Origin of the sequence: Pseudomonas deceptionensis (assembly GCF_900106095.1) — a bacterium.
Classification (GTDB): Bacteria; Pseudomonadota; Gammaproteobacteria; order Pseudomonadales; family Pseudomonadaceae; genus Aquipseudomonas; species Aquipseudomonas deceptionensis.
This window is the reverse complement of record NZ_FNUD01000002.1, coordinates 1,029,080-1,051,859: the sequence shown is the minus strand read 5'-3', so window position 1 is coordinate 1,051,859 and position 22,780 is coordinate 1,029,080. Positions and strand designations below refer to the sequence as shown.

Annotated in this window: 26 protein-coding genes and 1 pseudogene; 15 read left to right on the top strand and 12 right to left on the bottom strand. The window is 59.4% G+C overall.

The annotated features are described in order from the left end of the window. Positions 1-6: 6 nt before the first annotated feature. The gene (locus BLW11_RS04630; RefSeq protein WP_048361400.1) at positions 7-1,344 is read left to right on the top strand and encodes an ammonium transporter; all 1,338 of its coding nucleotides are present in this window, start codon (positions 7-9) and stop codon (positions 1,342-1,344) included. Between the two features lie 481 nt (positions 1,345-1,825). Next, a complete protein-coding gene (sutA, locus tag BLW11_RS04625) occupies positions 1,826-2,152 on the top strand; it encodes a transcriptional regulator SutA (RefSeq protein ID WP_048361401.1) in 327 nt (108 codons plus the stop codon). Positions 2,153-2,375: 223 nt separating this feature from the next. On the opposite strand, the gene BLW11_RS04620 is transcribed toward sutA, so the two are convergent. Genes BLW11_RS04620 through lptM form a run of 6 tightly spaced genes read right to left on the bottom strand, consistent with a single transcriptional unit; the run spans position 2,376 to position 6,936 of the window. Further along, complete coding sequence (locus BLW11_RS04620) at positions 2,376-3,065, bottom strand: HAD family hydrolase (protein ID WP_048361402.1); 690 nt, start codon at positions 3,063-3,065, stop codon at positions 2,376-2,378. Continuing rightward, positions 3,062-3,958: a tyrosine recombinase XerC gene (gene xerC, locus BLW11_RS04615; RefSeq protein ID WP_048361403.1), complete on the bottom strand. Its 897-nt coding sequence runs from the start codon at positions 3,956-3,958 to the stop codon at positions 3,062-3,064. The genes BLW11_RS04620 and xerC overlap by 4 nt, the downstream gene beginning before the upstream one ends. Further along, a complete protein-coding gene (locus tag BLW11_RS04610) occupies positions 3,959-4,675 on the bottom strand; it encodes a DUF484 family protein (protein WP_048361404.1) in 717 nt (238 codons plus the stop codon). Between the two features lie 13 nt (positions 4,676-4,688). Beyond that, on the bottom strand, positions 4,689-5,519 hold the full coding sequence (dapF, locus tag BLW11_RS04605; protein WP_048361405.1) for a diaminopimelate epimerase: 831 nt from the start codon (positions 5,517-5,519) through the stop codon (positions 4,689-4,691). A gap of 4 nt (positions 5,520-5,523) precedes the next feature. Then, a complete protein-coding gene (lysA, locus tag BLW11_RS04600) occupies positions 5,524-6,771 on the bottom strand; it encodes a diaminopimelate decarboxylase (RefSeq protein ID WP_048361406.1) in 1,248 nt (415 codons plus the stop codon). Between the two features lie 9 nt (positions 6,772-6,780). Next, entirely contained in the window at positions 6,781-6,936 is a 156-nt protein-coding gene (lptM, locus tag BLW11_RS04595; RefSeq protein WP_019828266.1) for an LPS translocon maturation chaperone LptM, read from the bottom strand. A 203-nt stretch (positions 6,937-7,139) separates the two neighbouring features. Here lptM and cyaY point away from each other — a divergent pair, with 203 nt between their 5' ends. The 3 genes from cyaY (at position 7,140) to rnk (ending at position 8,334) form a co-directional block, all read left to right on the top strand. Next, complete coding sequence (gene cyaY / locus BLW11_RS04590) at positions 7,140-7,472, top strand: iron donor protein CyaY (RefSeq protein WP_048361407.1); 333 nt, start codon at positions 7,140-7,142, stop codon at positions 7,470-7,472. Further along, on the top strand, positions 7,469-7,723 hold the full coding sequence (locus tag BLW11_RS04585) for a DUF1289 domain-containing protein (protein WP_162837870.1): 255 nt from the start codon (positions 7,469-7,471) through the stop codon (positions 7,721-7,723). The genes cyaY and BLW11_RS04585 overlap by 4 nt, the downstream gene beginning before the upstream one ends. Positions 7,724-7,920: 197 nt before the next feature. Then, positions 7,921-8,334, top strand: a complete 414-nt coding sequence (gene rnk / locus BLW11_RS04580) for a nucleoside diphosphate kinase regulator (protein WP_048361409.1) — start codon at positions 7,921-7,923, stop codon at positions 8,332-8,334. Positions 8,335-8,350: 16 nt separating this feature from the next. Here rnk and BLW11_RS04575 read toward each other — a convergent pair. Both BLW11_RS04575 and BLW11_RS04570 read right to left on the bottom strand, forming a co-directional pair. Next, positions 8,351-9,613, bottom strand: a pseudogene (locus BLW11_RS04575) (class I adenylate cyclase); the annotation flags it as partial. Positions 9,614-9,773: 160 nt separating this feature from the next. Then, positions 9,774-10,022 (bottom strand): TIGR02647 family protein, encoded by a 249-nt coding sequence (locus BLW11_RS04570; protein WP_048361411.1) that lies wholly within the window; start codon positions 10,020-10,022, stop codon positions 9,774-9,776. A gap of 277 nt (positions 10,023-10,299) precedes the next feature. Here BLW11_RS04570 and oscA point away from each other — a divergent pair, with 277 nt between their 5' ends. The 5 genes from oscA to BLW11_RS04545 all read left to right on the top strand — a co-directional run bounded on the left by oscA (position 10,300) and on the right by BLW11_RS04545 (position 14,342). Next, positions 10,300-10,482: a sulfur starvation response protein OscA gene (oscA, locus tag BLW11_RS04565; RefSeq protein WP_048361412.1), complete on the top strand. Its 183-nt coding sequence runs from the start codon at positions 10,300-10,302 to the stop codon at positions 10,480-10,482. A gap of 67 nt (positions 10,483-10,549) precedes the next feature. After that, on the top strand, positions 10,550-11,563 hold the full coding sequence (locus BLW11_RS04560; RefSeq protein WP_048361413.1) for a sulfate ABC transporter substrate-binding protein: 1,014 nt from the start codon (positions 10,550-10,552) through the stop codon (positions 11,561-11,563). Positions 11,564-11,653: 90 nt separating this feature from the next. Continuing rightward, positions 11,654-12,472 (top strand): sulfate ABC transporter permease subunit CysT, encoded by an 819-nt coding sequence (gene cysT, locus BLW11_RS04555; protein ID WP_048361414.1) that lies wholly within the window; start codon positions 11,654-11,656, stop codon positions 12,470-12,472. Between the two features lie 13 nt (positions 12,473-12,485). After that, positions 12,486-13,358, top strand: coding sequence for a sulfate ABC transporter permease subunit CysW (cysW, locus tag BLW11_RS04550; protein WP_048361415.1), 873 nt, complete (start codon positions 12,486-12,488; stop codon positions 13,356-13,358). A gap of 3 nt (positions 13,359-13,361) precedes the next feature. Then, positions 13,362-14,342 carry a sulfate/molybdate ABC transporter ATP-binding protein gene (locus BLW11_RS04545; protein WP_016782648.1) on the top strand — a complete coding sequence of 327 codons (981 nt, stop codon included), beginning with the start codon at positions 13,362-13,364 and terminating at the stop codon, positions 14,340-14,342. 120 nt (positions 14,343-14,462) lie between these two features. On the opposite strand, the gene BLW11_RS04540 is transcribed toward BLW11_RS04545, so the two are convergent. Both BLW11_RS04540 and prlC read right to left on the bottom strand, forming a co-directional pair. Beyond that, positions 14,463-14,741: a YheV family putative zinc ribbon protein gene (locus BLW11_RS04540; protein WP_048361416.1), complete on the bottom strand. Its 279-nt coding sequence runs from the start codon at positions 14,739-14,741 to the stop codon at positions 14,463-14,465. Next, entirely contained in the window at positions 14,738-16,789 is a 2,052-nt protein-coding gene (gene prlC / locus BLW11_RS04535; protein ID WP_048361417.1) for an oligopeptidase A, read from the bottom strand. The genes BLW11_RS04540 and prlC overlap by 4 nt, the downstream gene beginning before the upstream one ends. Positions 16,790-16,890: 101 nt before the next feature. Between prlC and BLW11_RS04530 the strand changes: the two genes are divergently transcribed. Both BLW11_RS04530 and BLW11_RS04525 read left to right on the top strand, forming a co-directional pair. After that, a complete protein-coding gene (locus tag BLW11_RS04530; protein ID WP_048361418.1) occupies positions 16,891-17,439 on the top strand; it encodes a gamma carbonic anhydrase family protein in 549 nt (182 codons plus the stop codon). 23 nt (positions 17,440-17,462) lie between these two features. Continuing rightward, the gene (locus BLW11_RS04525; RefSeq protein ID WP_048361419.1) at positions 17,463-18,110 is read left to right on the top strand and encodes an HAD family hydrolase; all 648 of its coding nucleotides are present in this window, start codon (positions 17,463-17,465) and stop codon (positions 18,108-18,110) included. 334 nt (positions 18,111-18,444) lie between these two features. On the opposite strand, the gene BLW11_RS04520 is transcribed toward BLW11_RS04525, so the two are convergent. Next, the gene (locus BLW11_RS04520) at positions 18,445-18,924 is read right to left on the bottom strand and encodes an Mpo1 family 2-hydroxy fatty acid dioxygenase (protein WP_048361420.1); all 480 of its coding nucleotides are present in this window, start codon (positions 18,922-18,924) and stop codon (positions 18,445-18,447) included. Positions 18,925-19,044: 120 nt separating this feature from the next. Here BLW11_RS04520 and BLW11_RS04515 point away from each other — a divergent pair, with 120 nt between their 5' ends. From BLW11_RS04515 to BLW11_RS04505, 3 genes are all read left to right on the top strand, one after another. Then, entirely contained in the window at positions 19,045-19,626 is a 582-nt protein-coding gene (locus tag BLW11_RS04515; RefSeq protein WP_048361421.1) for an alpha/beta hydrolase, read from the top strand. 49 nt (positions 19,627-19,675) lie between these two features. Then, on the top strand, positions 19,676-20,569 hold the full coding sequence (locus BLW11_RS04510; protein ID WP_048361422.1) for a sigma 54-interacting transcriptional regulator: 894 nt from the start codon (positions 19,676-19,678) through the stop codon (positions 20,567-20,569). A gap of 184 nt (positions 20,570-20,753) precedes the next feature. Further along, positions 20,754-21,536 (top strand): MetQ/NlpA family ABC transporter substrate-binding protein, encoded by a 783-nt coding sequence (locus BLW11_RS04505; protein WP_048361423.1) that lies wholly within the window; start codon positions 20,754-20,756, stop codon positions 21,534-21,536. A gap of 51 nt (positions 21,537-21,587) precedes the next feature. Here BLW11_RS04505 and BLW11_RS04500 read toward each other — a convergent pair whose 3' ends face one another. Further along, positions 21,588-22,751 carry an AAA family ATPase gene (locus tag BLW11_RS04500; protein ID WP_048361424.1) on the bottom strand — a complete coding sequence of 388 codons (1,164 nt, stop codon included), beginning with the start codon at positions 22,749-22,751 and terminating at the stop codon, positions 21,588-21,590. Positions 22,752-22,780: the final 29 nt, after the last annotated feature.

The window sequence follows — 22,780 nt, the reverse complement described above, 5'->3', positions numbered from 1 at the left end:
AACACTATGACTCTGCGTAAAATCGCAGGGCTCGGAGCCCTGCTGTCCGTCGTAATGCCTGGCCTGGCCATGGCTGCAGACGAAGTGGCTGCTCCAGTCCTCAACTCCGGCGACACCGCCTGGATGCTGACTGCAACCGCTTTGGTGCTGTTTATGACCATTCCAGGCCTGGCGCTGTTCTACGGCGGCATGGTGCGCTCCAAAAACATTCTTTCCGTGATGATGCAGTGCTTCGCCATTACCGGTCTGATCAGCATCCTGTGGGTCATTTATGGCTACAGCATCACGTTCGACACCACTGGCATGGAGCAGGGCGTCACCAACTTCAATTCGTTCATCGGCGGGTTCGGCAAAGCCTTCCTGGCGGGTGTAACGCCGGCAAGCCTGACCTCATCCACCGCGTTGTTCCCGGAAGCCGTGTTCATCACCTTCCAGATGACCTTCGCCATCATCACCCCGGCACTGATCGTCGGCGCCTTCGCCGAACGCATGAAGTTCTCAGCCATGCTGATCTTCATGGGTGTGTGGTTCACCCTGGTCTATGCGCCGATTGCGCACATGGTGTGGAGCGGCAACGGCGGCCTGCTGTGGGATTGGGGCGTACTCGACTTCGCAGGCGGCACCGTGGTGCACATCAACGCCGGTATCGCAGGCCTGGTGGCGTGCATCGTGCTCGGCAAGCGTAAAGGCTACCCAAGCACCCCGATGGCCCCGCATAACCTGGGTTATACCCTGGTGGGCGCTGCCATGCTGTGGATCGGCTGGTTCGGCTTTAACGCAGGCTCCGCCGCTGCGGCCAACGGCACTGCCGGCATGGCGATGCTGGTGACTCAGATCGCAACCGCCGCCGCCGCACTGGGCTGGATGTTTGCCGAGTGGATCACCCACGGCAAACCAAGCGCACTGGGCATCGCCTCGGGCGTGGTTGCAGGTCTGGTAGCCATCACCCCGGCTGCAGGCACCGTAGGCCCAATGGGCTCGATCGTGATCGGCCTGTCGGCTGGCGTCATCTGCTTCTTCTGCGCCACCAGCCTCAAGCGCAAGCTGGGCTATGACGACTCGCTGGATGCATTCGGCGTACACGGCATCGGCGGCATCGTCGGCGCTCTCCTCACCGGTGTATTTGCAGCCCCGGCACTGGGCGGCTTCGGCACCGTGACCGACATCGCAGCCCAGGTCTGGATCCAGTTCAAAGGCGTCGCCTTCACTGTGGTCTACACCGCGATTGTGACCTTCATCATTCTCAAGGTACTGGATGCCGTGATGGGTCTGCGTGTGGCTGAAGAGGAAGAGGCTGTCGGCCTCGATCTGGCCCAACACAACGAACGTGGCTATAACCTGTAACCACCCCCAAAAAAAACCCGGTTCGCCGGGTTTTTTTTTGCCTGAAACAAGACGATTTTCGCGCCAAAGAAAAGATTTCTCCTGCGCGTTACAGGGGTCGACAAGTTCTACGCTTGTTTATGCGACGGGCGCTTGCAGCGCAACTCGACTATTAGCCGCTTTGCTTTTTTCTTCAGCACGCTAGAATGCGCGCCGAAGGGCAGAAAACAATGCTCGAGTACGACGAAGGCGAGGATGATCTCCCGACGCTTTCAAGGCCCGTGTGCCGTGCTGCTGGAGCATCTGGCACTGGGCGCCTGGCAAAGTGTTTATTCAGGCGAACACCGTGATAATGGCGGTGTTCACCAAGCCCTCTTCACCTTACAACGATGAAGAGGTGTGAGCCGCGGTTTGCCCAAGGCTACTTTTTCACCAGTAGTGGTCGACAGTCGCCACAACTGGTCTATAACTAATCTGCTTTACGTATGTCATGGGGTAGAACATGAGCGACGACGATCTGGAAAATGATGACCTCGAAGTAGGCGAAGACGACGATACCGAAGAGGGCCTGGAAACGGCCGCTGAGGACGTTGCTGACGACGACGGTGGCGAAGATGCGCCGGCCCCTGCGGCCAAAGGCAAATCCAAGGCTGCAGTGTCGGTTGATGACCTGCCCAGTGTAGAAGCCAAAAACAAGGAGCGTGATGCTCTGGCCCGCGCCATGGAAGAGTTTTTGTCCAAAGGCGGCAAGGTGCAGGAAGTTGAGGCCAACGTGGTGGCTGACCCACCCAAGAAGCCTGACAACAAGTACGGCAGCCGCCCTATTTAAGGGCAAGTTGCTGGCTTGAAGAAAAAACCCGCCGTCGCTGCGGGTTTTTTTGTGCCCCCTGTGTAGCCGCTGACGAGGGACGAAGGCTGCGATCGGCGGCGAAGCCGTCGCAGATCAGACACCTCGGCGTTTCAGGGAAAATGAGCACTCAGGGTTTACGGCTGCTACGCAGCCGATCGCGGCCTCGCGCTGCTCGCCAGCGGCTACACGATTTTTGTTGTCGTTAGCCCAGTGTTTTCAACACCGCCGGTAATTCACTCAAGCAGCCAATCTCGGCGTCCGGGGCCTTGTCGCCGTCCCAGTGCTTGCCGCCCGGGTTGAACCACACCGCGCGCAAACCCGCCTGCTGGGCACCGGCAATGTCGTCTCCCGGGTGATCGCCTACGTGTACCGCTGCACCCGCCGCTACGCCACCGCGTAACAACGCCTCATGAAACAGGCGCGCATCCGGCTTGGCGATGCCGATGTCTTCAGCACACAGCACAAATTTGAAGTGGTGCCCCAAGCCGATTCGCCGCACATCTGCGTTGCCATTGGTGACCACGCCCAAGCTGTAATCACGGGCCAGTGCAATCAGGGTCGGTTCAGCCTGAGGGAACACGTCCAATGCGTGACGCGCCTCAATAAAGACCTCAAACGCATCATCAGCCAACGCCGCGGCGTTCACGTAACCCGCATCGTTCAGCGCATGAAACAGGATCCGCCGGCGCAACGCGCTGATCCGGTGCCGCAGCTGCGGCTCGTCGCTCAAGACCTGCTGACGAACGGCCTGAAATGCCTCAACGTCTAAAGCGCCCACTTTTGGTGCATTCGCAACCAGCCATTCGCGCAACACTGCTTCGGCACTCACAATCACCGGGGCGGTATCCCACAGGGTGTCATCAAGGTCGAAGGTAATCAGCTCAATCGTCATTCACTGTCCTTACTGCGTTTGGCCCGTGGGTGGGCGCTGTCGTAGACCGATGCCAGATGCTGGAAGTCCAGATGAGTATAGATTTGCGTGGTCTTGATATCCGCATGCCCCAGCAACTCTTGCACAGCGCGCAAATCCTGGGAGGACTCCAGCAGATGGCTGGCAAATGAATGGCGCAGCATATGCGGGTGCAGGTTTTGCCCCAGCTCGCGCTCACCGGCCGCCTTGACCCGCAGTTGAATGGCGCGCGGCCCAAGGCGCCTGCCGCGCTGGCTGACGAACACGGCGTCATCCTCAGGGTTGGCCAGTGCCCGCAAGGGCAACCACGCCTGCAGCGCCTCCCGGGCCTTCTTGCCGACAGGCAGCACGCGGGTCTTGCTGCCTTTGCCGAGCACTTCCACCAGCCCGTCTGCCAGGTCCAGTTGCCCCAGATTGAGACCGGTCAGCTCCGACAGGCGCAGCCCCGAGGAGTAGAACAACTCCAGAATGGCCTGATCGCGCTGGGCCAGAAAGTCGTCCTCAATAGCACCCTCCAGCAATTGCAGGGCACGGTCGGTATCCAGGGTTTTGGGCAGGCGGCGTTCACCCTTGGGCGGGGCCAGGCCGTTGGCCGGGTCGTGGTCGCACAAGCCTTCGCGATTGAGATAGTGATAAAGCCCGCGCACCGCCGAGAGCAAACGCGCAATGCTGCGCGATGACTGCCCTTGCTGATGCAGGCGTGACACCAGTTGGCGCAGGCGCTGGATATCCAGCGCAGCCCAGCTGGCAATTGATTCTTTGGCGCAAAACCCCAGCACCTTGTTCAGGTCGCGGCGGTAGGCTTCCAGGGTATGGGGCGACACCTGGCGCTCACTGCGCAAGTGAATGCAGTAAGCGTCCAGCTGGCCTTGCATCTAACGTACCGAACGCAGGGCGTTGGTAAAGCGCGGCAACACCCGGCCCAGGACTTCGGCGACATAGCCCAGGAACAGGCTGCCTACCGAGCTCTTGTAGTGTTGCGGGTCGCGACTGGCAATCGCCAGTACACCGTGCAAACCCAGATGGTTGAGCGCTACCACGGCCGTTGAACCGATCTGCTTGCGCTGCTCTTCGCCGAACAGAAAGTCCAGCTCATGCTCGCGCAGGCTGCCGCTGACCGCTTTGCCTTCAGTCAGCAAACCACCCAACGCCCGTTGCGCATCGGCACTGCTGACCCAGCGGCCGACCGGCATCGGGTTGTCGCCAAACAGCACCAGGCTGACGAAAGGGACCTGAAAGTCCTGGCGCAAACTGTCTTCGACGGCAATCACCAGCTCATCAAGGCTGGTGGCGTCCATCAAGGCGAGGTTGAGGCGCCGGGTTTTCTCGAACAGGCGGTCGTTGTCCCGGGCCACGTCCATCAACTGGGACAACCGATGACGCATCTCGATATTACGACCACGCAGCAGCTCCAGCTGGCGCTCCACCAGCGAGATCGTGTCGCCGCGCTGGTGTGGAATGCGCAGCGACAGCAACAGCTCATCGCGCTGGTTGAAGAAGTCCGGATGCGCCTGCAGGTAGGCCGCAACAGTGTCTGCTTGCGAGTTATCCACAGGTGCGTCGAGTTCCAAAGGCTGCGTCTTGTCGGTCATCGGTTGCGCTCGCTCATAAACGGACTTGTCCTTCGTAAACACGCATCGCCGGGCCGGTCATGATCACCGAATGGCCTGGACCGGCCCATTCGATGGACAAACGACCACCGGGCAAATCAAGGATCAGCGGCGAGTCCATCCAGCCCTGGCTGATGGCAGCCACAGCGGCGGCACACGCGCCGGTACCGCAGGCCTGGGTTTCCCCGGCGCCACGTTCCCAGACCCGCAGTTGCCCGCGCTGGCGATCAATTACGTGAAGAAAACCGACATTGACCCGTGCCGGGAAGCGCGGGTGATGTTCAATTTTTGGCCCCAGCTCATGCACCGGCGCGGCGTTGATATCGTCGACGCGCAGCACCGCATGGGGGTTGCCCATGGACACGGCCGCCAACTCAACGGTCTGCCCGTCGACATCCAGCTCATAGCTCAACGCCTGGGCATCGGCCACAAACGGGATCTCGGCCGGGATCAGACGCGGCGGGCCCATGTCGACGCTGATTTGCCCATCGCTGCGCACGTTCAGTTCGATGATGCCGCCTTTGGTTTCGACCTTGAACTGGCGTTTGGTGGTCAATCGCTTGTCGAGCACGAAGCGCGCAAAACAGCGTGCGCCGTTGCCGCATTGCTCAACTTCGGAACCGTCGGAGTTGAAGATCCGGTAACGGAAATCCACCTCCGGGTTGCTCGGTGCCTCAACCAGCAGCAGTTGATCAAAACCGACGCCCGTGTGCCGATCACCCCATTGCTTGGCGTGTTTTGGCAGAATATGCGCGTGCTGGCTGACCAGGTCGAGAACCATGAAGTCATTGCCCAGACCGTGCATTTTAGTAAAACGCAGCAACATGGGTTTACTCCGCCAGCAGGCTTTCGCCAGCAAACAACTCGGCTACGGTCTCGCGACGACGCACTTCAAATGCTTGGTCGCCATCCACCAGAACTTCGGCAGCGCGGCCACGGGTGTTGTAGTTCGAGCTCATGACAAAGCCATAAGCGCCGGCCGAGTGCACCGCCAGCAGATCGCCTTCGGCCAGGGCCAGTTGGCGGTCCTTGGCCAGGAAGTCGCCGGTTTCACAGATCGGGCCGACGATGTCATAAGCACGGGCTTCGGTGTCACGCGGGCGAACCGCAGTCACGTCCATCCAGGCCTGGTACAGCGCCGGGCGGATCAGGTCGTTCATCGCCGCATCGACGATGGCGAAATCCTTGTGTTCGGTGTGCTTGAGGTACTCGACCTGGGTCAGCAGTACGCCCGCATTGGCCACGATAAAGCGGCCAGGCTCGAACACCAGCGCCAGGTCACGACCGTCAATGCGCTCGCGCACGGCCTTGATGTAATCACCGGCCAACGGCGGCTCTTCGTCGCGATAACGCACGCCCAAACCACCACCCAGATCGATATGGCGCAGGTAAATGCCGCAATCGCTCAAGCGGTCGATCAACGCCAGCAGGCGGTCGAGCGCATCGATGAAAGGTTCGAGGGTGGTCAGTTGCGAGCCGATATGGCAATCGACGCCCACCACTTCCAGGTTCGGCAGTTGTGCGGCGCGGATGTACACATCTTCGGCGTCAGCAATGGCGATGCCGAACTTGTTTTCCTTGAGGCCGGTGGAAATGTATGGATGCGTGCCCGCATCGACGTCCGGGTTGACCCGCAGCGAGACCGGCGCGCGAACGCCCATTTCGGCGGCCACAACCTGCAGGCGCTCAAGCTCTTCGGTGGACTCGACGTTGAAGCAGTGCACGCCCACTTCCAGGGCGCGACGCATGTCGTCACGGGTTTTGCCCACACCGGAGAACACGATTTTGTCAGCCGAGCCGCCAGCGGCCAGCACACGTTCCAGCTCGCCACGGGAAACGATGTCAAAACCGGCACCCAAACGCGCCAGGACATTGAGTACACCCAGGTTGGAGTTGGCCTTGACCGCGAAACACACCAGGTGCGGCACACCGTTCAGGGCGTCGGCAAAAGCGTTGTATTGAGCCTCGATGTGCGCACGGGAATACACATAGGTCGGCGTACCAAAACGCTCGGCAATGGCCGTCAGCGCAACACCTTCGGCGAACAGCTCGCCGTTCCGGTAATTAAAAGCGTCCATGGTGTTCCCTTATTGGTGCTTGTGCGATTGCGATTGCGACGACTTCGCTTGGTCTTCCGGGGATTTGCTGTCATCGGGCAGATACAGCGGTCCTTTTTGACCACAGGCAGAAACAAGGCAGGCGACCGCGACGAGCGCAGCAATAGAAGAGATCAGGCGCTTCATGGCGAAATCCTTTGAAAAGCATTAATTGCGCCCGAGTATACCGAGCGCCTACCAGCTTGCCTATGCAGCAGAGCGCGCCATGCGCAAGGCCCTGTGTGGATAATCAGTAGTGGTTGGCGGCAGGTGTCATGGGGTTTGCAATCGGCCTGGAGCGCCCGTATCTTGCGAGCTCCGAGCATGACTAGACATTACGAGGTTCCACCATGAGTTTGACTGAAGCCCGTTTTCACGATCTGGTCGATGCCACCCAGGAAAATCTGGAAGACATCTTCGACGACTGTGATCTGGACGTAGATGTGGAAAATTCCGCCGGAATCCTGACGGTCAAGTTTGAGAATGGCAAAGCCCTGATTTTCAGCCGCCAGGCACCCGTGCTTCAGCTCTGGCTGGCCGCTCCCAATGGCGGTTTCCACTTCGACTACGATGAAAAGCGCAGTTCGTGGAAGTGCGATAAATCTGACGAGTTGCTTAGCGAAATGGTTCAGCGCCTGACCAAGGAACACGCTGGCGCCGAGCTGGAATTTGAAGAGATCTGATAGTGACCGCTCCTGCTAAACCCGCAAAACCGCTTTACAGCAACGTCAGCCCGGCAGTGCCGTCCCCATGTATCAGCACCTGCCGGCTGGATGAACACAAAGTCTGCCTGGGCTGTTTTCGCCACGTCGAAGATATCCGCGAGTGGCGCTCGGCAGACGACCAGCGGCGACGGGTAATCTGTGAACAGGCCCGGCAACGTGTAGCCGCTGCCGAAGGCTGCGATGGGCAGCGCAGCGGCCCTGGCTTTTGAAAGCAAGGTCCTGCGGACCTTTTCGCAGCCTCTGGCAGCGGCTACAAGGATCTGATTGTGCCCGCTCACCCGGCTTGTGTATTTATTTTGCTGTGGTAGTGTCCGGGTACGCCTCGCACTAACGAGGTTCGTCAAAACCCCGCCATTTTCCGGCGGGGTTTTGCTTTTTCGTGCAGAAAAAAGGAGTCTGCCAGGTCATGAGCACCCCAACCCCACTCATTCTCACCCGCCTGGACGTTCAGCGTCTGGAGCATCTCATCGACAGCCTGCCAGAAACGACTCCTGGCATTGAGGCCCTGCAAGCCGAGCTCGATCGTGCCGAAACCATCGTCGGCCACGAAGAAGTGCCCGCAGGCGTTGTGACCATGAACTCGCGTGTGCATTGCCGCGAAGAAAGCAGTGGCAAGGACTACCGCCTGACGCTGGTATACCCAAAAGACGCCAACGCCGACGAAGGCAAGATTTCGATTCTGGCACCGGTCGGCAGCGCGCTGCTGGGCCTGCAAGTCGGCCAGCACATCAACTGGCCTGCGCCGGGCGGCAAGACCCTCAAGCTCGAATTGCTTGAAGTGGAATACCAGCCAAAAGCCGCCAGCGACTTCAGCGCTTAAGATCGCCTGATGGCAGCTCGTCACGGGCGAAATGACTCAGGGACCGATAGCTGACACTCAGCTCACGGGCCAGGGCCCGGCGCTCATGGCTGACCTGCTGCGCAGCCCACTGCGAGCGATTGTCGAGCATCGCCAGGCGATGCTCATCCCAGCCCCATTCGGCGGTCAATCGCTGCAGTAGCCGACGCTGCCATTGCATGCCCTGTGCCGCCACGATACCGGTCAGCTTGTGGTTGACCTTCAGGTACAGGCTGCGACGGACCAGCTCCAGTCGCTGCCGATCACCGCGCGCTTCGAGGTAACGCTCGATGCGCCGGTACACCACCACGTAAGGGTCCAGCTCATCAAGATCCAGCTGGTTGGCGTATACCGCCTGCTTGAAGCGCAGGCTCAGACAGCTCACCCCCGGGTGCTCGCTGGCGTACACCTCGATCAGCAACAGCTTGAGTACCGACTTGTACGGTGACTCCATGCCCTTGAACAATTGCCACAGCCCCGCGCCCAGCAGCTCGCCAGGAGTGATGTGCGCCAGATGCCCAAGGTCAAGGCTCTCGTGGCAGCCAATCAACCGGCGGGTCAGCATCGTGCCGGCAAACTCGTCATACCGGGCTTCCTCATGCGCTGGCACCCACCACCACATCGGCGTGCGCCCTGCGAGCCAGATGGCCGTGCGATAAAACTCATCGAGCAACAGCGTGTGCCTTGGCGCCGCACCATCGTCCGTGTGCAAACGGGCATCCGCTTCACCCTGGGCGAACCGCTGTGCATCGATCAGAAAGAAGTGTGCCTCACCGCCCTGGCTCGCCGCCCAGGCCTCCAGGCGCCGGCATTTTTTGCGCAGTGCCGCCAGCGCAATGTCGCCCAGCCCCGGCGCGAGGCAAATCCACACGTCCATGTCGCTTTGATCGGTCTGGGCCAAGGTGCCGAGGCTGCCCATCAAAAAAAGCCCGTGCACCGGCTGCGGCAGGCTGGAGCTGCACGCGTCAAAAGAAAAGTCGGGGACCAACTGCCGCGCTGCCCCGAGCGTGTGCGCATCGGGCTCATAACCTGACACCCCGGCGGGGGTGCAGTCCGACACATAACCGGGCAGCAACGGGTGATTCACATGAAAGAACAGCGCCAACAAACTCAGTAACCGTTGCTGGGGTGGCGCCAGGCCTTCCATCGCACGGGCCAGTCGCCCTTGGTTGACAGTCAAAAACCGCCCACGCAACTGCTGAAGGAGCTGTCGCTCTTTTCCTTCGCTCAGCGTGGAAGGTGTTGCAGGAGGGCGCGTCATTTCAAGCTCGGCACGCGAGAAAAAGATGGTCGGAGTCTACAGACAGCCGCATGAAAGGCTTAGGACGAAAACGCTTTTCGTCAGCAGATTTTTTACGAGGCTATAAAAAGTGTGCCCGCGGAATCATTGATCACTCAGATCCCGAGGGCGAGGCGTGGCATCAGGCGGTTTCTGTGGACTCGACGAGAATCGTCAGCAGCACTTGAACACTCTGAGCAGCATCACGGCCCAGGCTGGTCAGATAGCCGCCATCAGGCTGATCAATCAGCTTTTTGTCATACAGACGGCGTGCGGCAGCCACTTTTTCCGGCGCGGCATGTTGATGGATTTTCAGGCCCTCAAGGGTACTTTCCAAGTCAAACAGTGCAAGGACTTCCAGTTCGGCAACCAACTCAGGGGTAAACGACATAAAGACTCCAGACTATGCAGGAAAAGACGACAGCTGCTCTAAGGTGATCCCACTCGCGCTGACTGTCCAGTGGCAGTTCCTACCTTTATAAACAGCCTGTCGTGGTAAGGCATTTGGAGTGTAGTCCAACTGTAAGGTTTGGAAACATTCCCTGCTGCGGCATCGATTTATCATTCCGGTTATATAAACATTCTTAAATAGTATTTTTAAGAATATCTGCTCCTCACTACTATTGGTCCTACGCCAGCAGGCACCCCACATTTTCAGGAGCAGCACCATGAGCGCATCTCTACGTAGCGTTGACGGCCAGGACGAAGCAACCATTCTGCGGGAAATCCAGAGTGCGCTGCGGGACCTGCGCTTTGGTGCCGTTGAAATCACTGTGCATAACGCTCAAGTGGTTCAGATCGAACGCAAAGAGAAATTCCGGCTGCAAAACCCGAGTCAAAAAAGCAGCTGACTTACACACAGCGCACTCGCCTGAAGGCGCTTATAAAAACTAAAAATACCCGCTTGGAGCCTCACCTATGTCCCTACGCCGTTACGCTTTGGCCGCGCTGGCCAGTGCCATTTTTGCTGGCTCCGCTGTGGCAAAAGATTACGAATTGCTCAACGTTTCCTACGATCCTACCCGTGAGCTGTACCAGGATTACAACACTGAGTTCACCAACTTCTGGAAAGCCAGCCACCCCGGTGACAACGTCAAAATCCAGCAATCCCACGGTGGCTCTGGTAAACAGGCCCGCGGCGTAATCGACGGCCTGCGCGCTGACGTCGTGACCCTGGCCCTGGCCGGTGACATCGACGAAATCGCCAAGCTGAACAAAGGCTCGCTCCCGGAAAACTGGCAAACCCGCCTGCCGGACGCCAGCACCCCGTACACCTCGACCATCGTGTTCCTGGTGCGCAAGGGCAACCCTAAAGGCATCAAGGACTGGGGCGACCTGACCAAAGACGGCGTATCGGTGATTACCCCGAACCCTAAAACCAGTGGCGGCGCCCGCTGGAACTTCCTTGCGGCCTACGCTTACGGCCTCAAAGCCAACGGCGGTAACGAAGAAAAAGCCAAAGAATACGTAAGAAGCCTGTTCAAGCACGTGCCAGTGCTGGACACCGGCGCACGGGGTTCGACCATTACCTTCGTCAACAACGGTCAGGGTGACGTGTTGCTGGCTTGGGAAAACGAAGCGTTCCTGGCCCTCAAGGAAGACGGCGGCGGTGACAAGTTCGAAATCGTCGTGCCTTCGCTGTCAATTCTGGCCGAGCCTCCAGTGGCCGTAGTCGATAAAAACGCCGAGAAAAAAGGCAACACCGAAATCGCCAAAGCGTACCTCGAACACCTTTACAGCCCGGCCGGTCAGGAAATCGCGGCGAAGAACTTCTACCGCCCGCGTGACGCTGCAGTAGCGGCCAAATACGCACAACAGTTTCCGAAACTGGAACTTGTGACTATCGACAAAGACTTCGGTGGCTGGAAGACTGCGCAGCCGAAATTTTTTAATGACGGTGGCGTGTTCGACCAGATCTACCAGGCGCAATAACCTGCGGGGCGGGCCTTTGGGCCATGCTTAAAGCTAGAACATCAGGCCCGCAATTGGTTGCGGGCCTCGTGCGTTAACCCAAGGACTTTTATGTCGCGTCGTATCTCCCCCGTCATACCCGGCTTCGGGCTGACGCTGGGCTACACCTTGGTGTATCTCAGCCTGATTGTGCTCATTCCACTGGCGGCAATGTTCGTGCATGCCGCCCAACTGACCTGGGACCAGTTCTGGGCCATCATCACCGCTCCCCGGGTGTTGTCAGCGCTGCAACTGAGCTTTGGCACCGCCTTTGTCGCCGCCATCATCAACGGCATCATCGGCACCGTGCTGGCCTGGGTTCTGGTGCGTTACACCTTCCCGGGGCGCAAGGTCATCGACGCCATGATCGACCTGCCGTTTGCCCTGCCGACCGCCGTGGCCGGTATCGCACTGACCGCCCTGTACGCCCCGAACGGCTGGATCGGCCAGTTCGCCGCCGACCTGGGTTTCAAAATCGCCTACACCCCGATGGGCATCACCCTGGCACTGACCTTCGTCACCCTGCCGTTTGTGGTGCGCACCGTGCAGCCGGTACTGGCCGACATCCCCCGCGAGATCGAAGAAGCCGCCGCCTGCCTGGGTGCCAAGCCCCTGCAAGTGTTCCGCTACATCCTGGTGCCGGCCTTGTTGCCCGCCTGGCTGACCGGTTTCGCCCTGGCGTTTGCCCGCGGTGTCGGCGAGTACGGTTCGGTGATTTTCATCGCCGGCAACATGCCGTTCAAAACCGAGATCCTGCCGCTGCTGATCATGGTCAAGCTGGACCAATACGACTACACCGGCGCCACTGCCATTGGCGTGATGATGCTGGTGGTTTCCTTCATTTTGCTGCTGATCATCAACTTGATTCAGCGCCGCATCGAAAAACCGTGAAGGAGGCCTGACCATGTCCAGTTCAACACAAAGCGCCTCATCCGTAGCCAATGCCGCCCGCCGTGGCAGCCCGCTGTCGCGACGTTTGCTGATCGGCTTCGGCTGGTTGTTTTTCACTTTGTTCCTGTTGCTGCCGCTGCTGATCGTCGTGTCCCAGGGGTTGAAAATGGGGGTGGGCACGTTCTTTGACGCCATCCTCGAACCTGACGCCCTGTCGGCTCTCAAGCTGACCATCATCGCGGTGGTGATTTCGGTGCCGCTGAACGTGGTGTTCGGCGTCAGCGCTGCCTGGTGCGTAAGCAAATACAGCTTTCGCGGCAAAAGCATCCTGGTGACCCTGATCGACCTGCCGTTCTCGGTATCGCCGGTGATCGCCGGCCTAGTCTACGTGCTGATGTTCGGTGCGCAAGGCTTCTTCGGCCCGTGGTTGCAAGACCACGACATCCAGATCGTCTTCGCCCTGCCTGGCATCGTGCTGGCGACCATCTTCGTCACCGTGCCGTTTGTGGCCCGCGAACTGATCCCGCTGATGCAGGAGCAGGGCACCCAGGAAGAAGAGGCCGCACGCCTTTTGGGCGCCAACGGCTGGCAGATGTTCTGGCACGTCACGGTTCCGAACATCAAATGGGGCCTGATCTACGGCGTGGTGCTGTGTACCGCGCGGGCGATGGGTGAGTTCGGTGCGGTGTCGGTGGTTTCCGGGCACATTCGCGGGGTCACCAACACCCTGCCGCTGCACGTCGAGATCCTCTACAACGAATACAACCACGTTGCCGCCTTCGCTGTGGCCACCCTGTTGCTGATCCTGGCGCTCTTCATCCTGCTGCTCAAGCAGTGGAGCGAATCCCGTATTAACCGCCTGCGCGCCAGCGCCGCGGAGGAATGAACCATGTCGATCGAAGTCCGTAATGTCAGCAAGAACTTCAACGCCTTCAAGGCGCTGAACAGCATCAACCTGGATATTCACAGCGGCGAACTGGTGGCCCTGCTCGGGCCTTCGGGCTGCGGCAAAACCACCTTGCTGCGCATCATCGCAGGCCTGGAAACCCCGGACGAAGGCAACATCGTGTTCCACGGTGAAGACGTCTCGGGCCACGACGTGCGCGATCGCAACGTCGGTTTCGTGTTCCAGCATTACGCGCTGTTCCGCCACATGACGGTGTTCGACAACGTCGCCTTCGGCCTGCGCATGAAGCCGAAAAAAGAACGCCCGAGCGAAACCCGCATCGCCGAAAAAGTCCACGAACTGCTGAACATGGTGCAACTGGACTGGTTGTCGGATCGCTACCCCGAGCAGCTCTCCGGCGGTCAGCGCCAGCGAATCGCGCTGGCCCGCGCGCTGGCGGTAGAACCTAAAGTGCTGTTGCTGGACGAACCCTTCGGCGCGCTGGATGCCAAGGTACGTAAAGAGCTGCGTCGCTGGTTGGCGCGCCTGCACGAAGACATTAACCTGACCTCGGTATTCGTGACTCACGACCAGGAAGAAGCGATGGAAGTCGCCGACCGCATCGTGGTGATGAACAAAGGCGTGATCGAGCAGATCGGCTCACCGGGCGAGGTTTATGAAAACCCGGCCAGCGATTTTGTTTACCACTTCCTGGGTGACTCCAACCGCCTGCACATCGGCGAAGACCAGCACGTGCTATTCCGTCCGCACGAAGTGTCGTTGTCACGTCACGAACTCGAAGACCACCATGCCGCACAGGTACGCGACATCCGCCCATTGGGTGCGACCACCCGGGTGACATTGAAGGTTGAAGGTCAAAGCGAGCTGATCGAGGTTGAAGTGGTCAAGGACCATGACAGCCTGACCGATCTGGCGCGGGGCGAAACATTGTTCTTCAAGCCGAAGGTGTGGCAAAAAGCCTAAAAAGCACCCTCACCCCAACCCTCTCCCAAAGGGAGAGGGAGCTAAAGGCAGAAGCAGATTTAGATGGCCCCACGAATCAGTCCCCTCTCCCTCCGGGAGAGGGTGAGGGGCTTTTGATCCTCAGGGCTTTTTCAGCTTCGGATTAGGAAAAAACTGCACCGCCTGCACTTTAGGGTCCGGTGTTTTTTTCAGCGCCGAGATATTCACCCGCGTACCCAATTCCTTGGGCACCGACAGCCCTTGCTCATTCAACGTATCCGAATAACCGCAGGCCACGCACTCGCGGTGCGGCACTTCGTCTTCGTTCCACATCATCAACTTGTCAGGCTCGCTGCACGCCGGGCAGACAGCCCCGGCGATAAAGCGTTTTTTGGTCACTTTCACAGGTGCATCACTCATGCTGCCGATTCCTCGGTCAGGCCGCTGTGACGCAACAGCGCGTCAATCGACGGCTCACGGCCTCGGAAATCCTTGAACAACTCCATCGGTGCCAATGAACCACCGCGGGCCAGAATGGCCTGGCGGAATGCCTTGCCGGTTTGCGGGTTGAACACGCCTTCTTCTTCAAAGCGCGAGAACGCATCGGCCGACAACACCTCAGCCCATTTGTAGCTGTAGTAACCCGCCGCGTAGCCGCCCGCAAAAATATGCGCAAAGCTGTTGGGGAAGCGGTTGTAAGCCGGTGGACGCATGACCGACACCTCGTCGCGGATGCCGTCCAGCACCTGCGCCACGCTGCGACCGTCACCGTGGGTGGCGTGCAGTTCGAAGTCGAACAGCGAGAACTCCAGCTGACGAACCATCATCAGCCCGGACTGGAAATTCTTGGCCGCGAGCATCTTGTCCAGCAGGTCTTTTGGCAGTGCTTCGCCGGTTTCGTAGTGGCTGGAAATCAGCGCCAGGCCTTCAGGCTCCCAGCACCAGTTTTCCATGAACTGGCTCGGCAACTCGACCGCATCCCAGGCCACGCCGTTGATGCCGGACACGCCTGCGTGTTCGATCTCGGTCAGCATGTGGTGCAGGCCGTGGCCGAATTCGTGGAACAGGGTGGTGACTTCGTCGTGGGTCAGCAGCGCAGGCTTGCCTGAAACGGCCGGGGTGAAGTTACACACCAGGTTGGCCACCGGGCTTTGCAAGGTGCCGGCTGCCGTGCGACGACGATCGCGGGCGCCGTCCATCCACGCACCGCCACGTTTGTTGGCGCGGGCATAGAGGTCAAAGAAGAAGCGCCCGATGTGCTGGCCGTTTTCCTTGATTTCGAACAGGCGTACGTCCGGGTGCCAAGTATCGAAGCCTTTGATTTCGGCGATTTCGATCCCGTACAACTTCTGCACAATGGCAAACAGGCCGCCCAGCACTTTGTCGATCGGGAAGTAAGCGCGCAGTGCTTCTTGCGACACGCTGTAGCGCTGTTCACGCAGCTTCTCGCCGAAGAAACCTGTATCCCAGCTTTTCAGTTCCGGGGTGCCTTGCTCGGCGGCGTAGGCTTGCAGCTGTTCCAGGTCGCGTGCAGCAAATGGTTTGCTGCGCTTGGCCAGATCGCGCAGGAAGGTGAGTACCTGATCCGGGGTTTCGGCCATTTTGGTGGCCAGGCTCAGTTCAGCAAAGCTGCCAAAGCCCAACAACCTGGCCAGTTCCTGACGCAGGTCGAGAATTTCTTCCATGACCGGGCCGTTGTCGAACTTGCCGGCATTCGGGCCCTGGTCCGAGGCGCGGGTGCAGTACGCGGCGTAGACTTCTTCGCGCAAGGCGCGATCTTGGGCGTAGGTCATGACCGGGAAGTAGCTCGGGAACTCCAGGCTGATCAGCCAGCCGTCCAGATCCTTGGCCTGGGCCGCAGCAGCCATTTGCGCCTTGGCCGATTCGGTCAGGCCTGCCAGCATGGCTTCGTCGGTGATGTGTTTGGTCCAGGCCTGGGTTGCGTCCAGCAGCTGGTTGGAGAACTTGCTGCCCAGCTCCGAGAGCTTGCTCTGCACTTCGGCATAACGCTTTTGCTCCGCTGGCGGCAGGTCAATACCCGACAAACGGAAGTCACGCAGCGAATGCTCAAGAATGGTTTTTTGTGCCTGGTCGAAGTCAGCCACTTGCGGGCTGTGGGCCAGAGCTTCGAAGGCCTGAAACAGTTCGCGGTTCTGGCCCATCTCGGTTGAGTAGGCGCTCAATGCAGGCAGGCAAGCCTCGTAGGCTTCGCGCAGTTCGCTGCTGTTGCACACGGCATTGAGGTGGCTGACCGGGCTCCAGGCCGCGCCCAGTCGATCGTTCAGCTCATCCATCGCCAACACCAGGCCGGCCCATGTCGGGTTCTGGCCCTGGTCCTTGAGGATCGCTTGAATGCCGGCGCGGTTGTCGGCGAGGATCTGCTCGATGGCCGGCTGTACGTGCTCAGGACGGATCGCCGAGAACGGCGGCAGGTCGTAGGGCTGCAAAAGAGGGTTGTTCTCGCTCACGTTGGCACCTTGGCTTAAAGAAACATTGGGCCATCTTAATTACAATCGCCGCTAACCGCAGCACTGCAACGCCCTATTACTGCTAAAGAAGGAAGCTATAGGTGTCCATTCGTCCGTTCCAGCAACACACACCGACCCTGGGTGAGCGCGCCTTTGTTGACCGCTCGGCGGTGGTGATCGGCGACGTCGAGATCGGCGCCGACAGTTCGATCTGGCCACTGACCGTGATTCGCGGCGACATGCACCGCATCCGCATCGGTGCGCGCACCAGCGTGCAAGACGGCTGCGTGCTGCACATCACCCACGCCGGCCCCTTCAACCCCGAAGGTTTCCCGCTGTTGATCGGCGACGACGTGACCATCGCCCACAAAGTCATGTTGCATGGCTGTACCGTCGGCAGCCGCATCCTGATCGGCATGGGCAGTATCGTGATGGACGGCGCGGTCATTGAAGACGACGTGATCGTCGGCGCGGGCAGCCTGGTGCCACCGGGGAAACGTCTGGCCAGCGGCTTTCTGTATGTGGGCAGCCCGGTCAAACAAGTGCGTGAGCTGAGCGAAAAAGAAAAAGCCTTTTTCACCTACAGCGCCGGCAATTACGTAAAACTCAAAGACCAGCATTTGGCCGAAGGCTATCACCTGCCGGTTTAAGCTCATTTTCCAGGAAGCCTTTCATGCATTACCAAAACGTATTGTTCGACCTCGACGGCACCCTGACCGACCCGCGCGAAGGCATCACCCGTTCGATCCAGTTTGGCCTGAGCAAACTGGGCATCGACGAGCCCGACCTGACCCAACTTGAGCACTTTATCGGCCCGCCATTGCTGCAACAGTTCATGGCCACCTATGGCTTTGACGAGGCGAAAGCCTGGGAAGCGATGGGGTTTTACCGCGAGCGTTTTGCCGTGACCGGGCTGTATGAAAACCACGTATTCGAAGGCGTGACACCGCTGCTCGAAGAGCTGGTGGGGCAGGGTCGCCAACTGTTTATCGCGACGTCCAAGCCGCACATCTATGCCCGTGAAATCGCCCGCCATTTTGATTTCGCCAAGCACTTCAAAGTGATCTACGGCAGCGAACTGGACGGTACCCGCACCAACAAGGTCGAGCTGATTGCTCACTTGATGAACGAACAAGGGCTGGACCCGGCACAGACCCTGATGATCGGCGATCGCAAACACGACCTGATCGGTGCCCGCGACAACGGTATGGACGCGGCAGCCGTGGGTTACGGGTTTGGCAGCTTTGAAGAGCTGAACTCGTTTAATCCCAAGTACCACTTTGAAACGCTGGCGCAGCTGCATCAGGCGTTCAGAAAATGAGCTGACACATCCCTTGTGGGAGTCAGCCTGCTGGCGAAGGCATCAGCGCGGTCGTTCAGGCAAACCGCACCGTCTGAATCGCGAGCAGGCTCGCTCCCACAGCGATTTCCAGACCCTAGGCAATCCGCCCCTCCATCGCCCGGCGCAAATCCCCGCGCCAGCCCAGCAAAAACCCCAGCTCCACCACCACAAAAGCTGCATCAAGCGTTCAGAAAATGAGCTGATACACCCCTTGTGGGAGTCAGCCTGCTGGCGAAGGCATCAGCGCGGTCGTTCAGGCAAACCGCACCGTCTGAATCGCGAGCAGGCTCGCTCCCACAGCGATTTCCAGACCCTAGGCAATCCGCCCCTCCATCGCCCGGCGCAAATCCCCGCGCCAGCCCAACAAAAACCCCAGCTCCACCACCACAAACAGCGGCCCTACGATCAGCCCGGTCACATCATCGATAAACGCAGGTTTGCGCCCCTCGTAGTAATGCCCCACAAACTGGAACACCCAGCCCACCACAAATAAACCAACACCCCAACCCAGCCAGGCGGCCGTGCTCAACGCCGCCAGCGTGTGCCCCAGCCACACGCTCAACCCCAGCAGCACCGTCATCAACAACCCCAGGCGCAGCTCAAGGCGCAGATAAAATGCCGCGCTCGCCAGCATCACCAGCACCGCCGGTGAGATCCCTGCCCACTGTGGCCGCGAGAGCAACGTCGCCACGGCGATCACAATCAAGGGGATGCCGATGAAGTGGCTGACAATGTTGCGGCGGTCACGGTGATAGGCGGCGTATTGGCTCAGATGATCGACCAGGCTTTTCATGCTCTGAATCCTCAGAAATTACTTTTTAGTTATAACCAAATAGCTTCTTATTCCTTAGTGAATCTAAAAACCGTCCCTATACTGACTCGGTAACACACATACCGCTGGAGGCGCACACCCATGGGCAACGATTCGATTCGCTATTTGATAGTGCCGGGCTGGCAAGGTTCGTCCGACGATCATTGGCAAACCCACTGGCAAAACAGCTTGCCGAACAGTGCCCGGGTGGAGCAGGCCGACTGGCTGACACCACGCTGCGAAGACTGGATCGCAGCCCTGGCCGAAGCCATTGTCGCCGACAGCACACCTGTGATTCTGATCGCCCACAGCCTGGGTTGCATTACCGTAGCCCATTGGGCCGAGCGTGCGCCAGAAAGCCTGTTGCGCCAAGTGCGCGGCGCGTTGCTGGTGGCCCCGGCCGATGTCGAACGCCCGGCGTGTGCGCCCGCCTTGCGCAACTTTGCACCGATCCCGACCCGGCCATTGCCGTTCCCGAGCCAGATTGTCAGCTCGGACAACGATGCGGCCGTCAGCGCACCGCGGGCCATGGAATTCGCCCGCCAGTGGGGCGCCGAGGTCGGCATCATCAGCGGTGCCGGGCATATAAACGTCAAGTCCGGTCATCAACGCTGGGAGCAAGGCTTCGCCTTTTTGTACCGCCTGCAAACCCGTATCGAACATGGCGCCCTGCGCCGCGCATGAATTTCTGTAACGCCCGCGCCCACCTTTAGGCGGCGGGCGGGAGCCTGCCATGAGCCTGCATGAAACCTTTGGCCAGCCCTTGCTGACCTTTCCCGACGCTGAAAAAAGCCCGCTGAGCATTCGCGCCAAGGCGCTGGTGTTTGTCGACCCTCGTTCGCGCAAGCTGCGCAACGACCTTGAGCTGTTGGCACCCCGTGCATTGCCGGTGCTGATTCGCGGCGAAACCGGCAGCGGCAAAGAGCTGCTGGCCCGGCATATTCACCGCGCCAGCGACCGCTCCGGCCTGTTTGTGTCCGTCAACTGCGGGGCGATCAGCCCCACCTACGCCGACGCCGAGTTGTTCGGCTATGCCGCCGGGGCTCACAGCAGTTCGGCCAGCAGCCGCGCCGGCTGGTTTGGTTCGGCCAATGGCGGCACCTTGTACCTGGACGAAATAGGCGATTTGCCCCTGGCGATCCAGACCAAGTTGTTGGCCGCCCTGGAAACTCACGAAGTCACCCGTGTGGGCGCCCATCAACCGAGCCCGGTGGATGTGCGGCTGGTAGCGGCCACCAGTATCGATCTGGCGCAGGCCGTGAGCGCCGGAAAATTCCACGAGCGGCTGTATCACTACCTCAGCGAAGGGCGCCTGGATTTGCCCGCGTTACGCGAACGGCCTGGGGATATCTTGTCGCTGGCTGAATATTTTTTGGGCATTTACAGCCAGCGCCTGAACCTCCCGGTGCCATTTATCAGCGACAGCGCGCAACGGGTACTGGAACGCCACAGCTGGCCGGGCAATACCCGGGAGCTGGAGAACGTGATTCATTTTGCGTTGCTGGTGAGCACCGGCGAAGAGATCCTGCCCGAGCACTTGAACCTGCCCGACGCCCTGAGCCAGATTGAGTTGTTTATCAAGGGGGCGACAGAACAGGAGTTGGCGGCGATTAAGCAGTTGCTTTGATTCACACAATTTGTAGCCGCTGAGGAGCACAGCGGCTACAGGTTTGGCTCAATTAACTCAAGTGAACAAAAAGGCATAAGAAGCTGAATAAATATTATTATTCGGGAATAAAGAAACTCGGTATTGTCTGTTTCGTCTTCCAATAAAACCGTCGCATGAACGGGCACACACTTAAGGGTATTGCATGAAAAAGGTTCTGTTGTTTACCGCATTGGCGGCTGCTTTGACTGCAGGCCTGGCACAGGCTGGCGAGAAACTGGTCGTGGCTGCAACCCCGGTTCCGCACGCCGAAATCCTTGAGTTGATCAAGCCGGCCCTCGCCAAAGAAGGCGTGGATCTGGAAATCAAAGTGTTCACCGACTACGTGCAACCGAACGTGCAGGTCGATCAGAAGCGTCTGGACGCCAACTACTTCCAGACCCTGCCGTACCTCGAAAGCTTCAACAAAGGCAAAGGCACCAACCTGGTGACCGTGATCGGGGTTCACGTAGAACCGTTCGGCGGCTACTCGAAAAAAGTCAAAAGCCTGTCTGAGCTCAAGGACGGTGCAACCATCGCCATCCCTAACGAAGGCAGCAACAGCGGCCGTGCACTGATCCTGCTGCAGAAAGCCGGTCTGATCGAACTCAAAGACCCAACCAACGCTGTCTCTACCCCAAAAGACATTGCCAAGAACCCGCACAACTTCAAGTTCAAAGAGCTTGAATCGGCAATGCTGCCGCGAGTGCTGGATCAGGTTGACCTGGACATGATCAACACCAACTACGCGCTGGAAGCAGGCCTGAACCCGGCCACCGACGCACTGATTATTGAAGGCGCAGATTCGCCTTACGTGAACTTCCTGGTGGCTCGCCCTGACAACAAGGACAGCCCTGCCATCCAGAAGCTGGCCAAAGCCCTGACCAGCCCTGAAGTGAAAGCCTTCATCGCTGAGAAATACAAAGGCGCGGTGCTGCCAGCGTTCTAAACAACGCCCGCCCCACTGAAAACGCCGACGGCTATTAAAGCGTCGGCGTTTTTATTTGTCCGGCCAATGCCAGGCGGGCTGGTCCAGCAAGCGCTGGCCAACCACATCAGTCTGTCCAAGGTTTTTTTCCAGCACGATGCAGTTGCAGTCCGCATCCTGCTGCAACGCAGCAATCAGCCGCCGGGCATGGGACACGACCCATACCTGAGTGTGTTGCGAGGCGCTGATGATCAACCGTGCCAGCGCGGGCAGCAGGTCAGGATGCAGGCTGGTCTCGGGCTCGTTGAGCACCATCATGCTGGGCGGGCGCGGTGTGAGCAGGGCTGCAACCAGCAACAGGTAGCGCAAGGTACCGTCCGACAGCTCGGCGGCAGATAACGGGCGCAACAACCCCTCTTGATAAAACTCGATATAAAAATGCCCGCCGGGCACGCACTCGATTTTCAACCCGGCGCCAGGGAATGCATCGCTGATCGCGGCATGCAAGGCTTCGGGGTTGCCGACCTCGATGATGGTTTGCAACGCAGCTGCCAAGTCACGGCCGTCGTGATGCAGTACCGGCGTGCGTGTACCCAGTTGCGGTTGGCGCGCAGGCGCTTGGGGGTCGGTGCGAAAGTGATCGTAAAAGCGCCAGCCACGGATGGACTCGCGCAACTGCAACACTTCGGGGGAGGCCTGCAAGCTGCCAACCTGATCGAACAGACTGTCGAACAGCGGCGTGTGCTGTGCCAACACCTGCCAGTTACGGCCATCACGCGCGCGAACCATAGGGCCTTTACGCTCGACCAATTCACTGGCCGGTCGGTAAAAAGGACCCGCCCAGATGCTTTCGTGCTTGATCTGCGGGTCGAGGTTGAACTGCGTCCGTCCGGGTATCGGCAAGCCCAGGGCGATGGCGTAGCTGAAATCTTCCCCGGCAAAACCAAGACGCAGGCGCTTGGTTTCTTGACGCACGCTGGCATGTACATCGACTTCGCCCAACTTCATGCGCCGGGAGATCACCTCAGGTCCCGCCCAGAAAGTCGAGCTCAGCCCGCCTTCCCGGGCCAATGCATTCACCACGCCGCCCTGGGCGGTTTCGGCCAATAACCGCAGGGCACGGTAGAGATTCGATTTGCCGCTACCATTGGGCCCCGTGATCAGGTTAAGTCTGGCCAAGGGCACTACCAACTGGTTGATGGAGCGATAGTTGGCCACAGCCAGGGTGGTGAGCATGGATAACCTCGTAGCTTGAAAAGGAACCG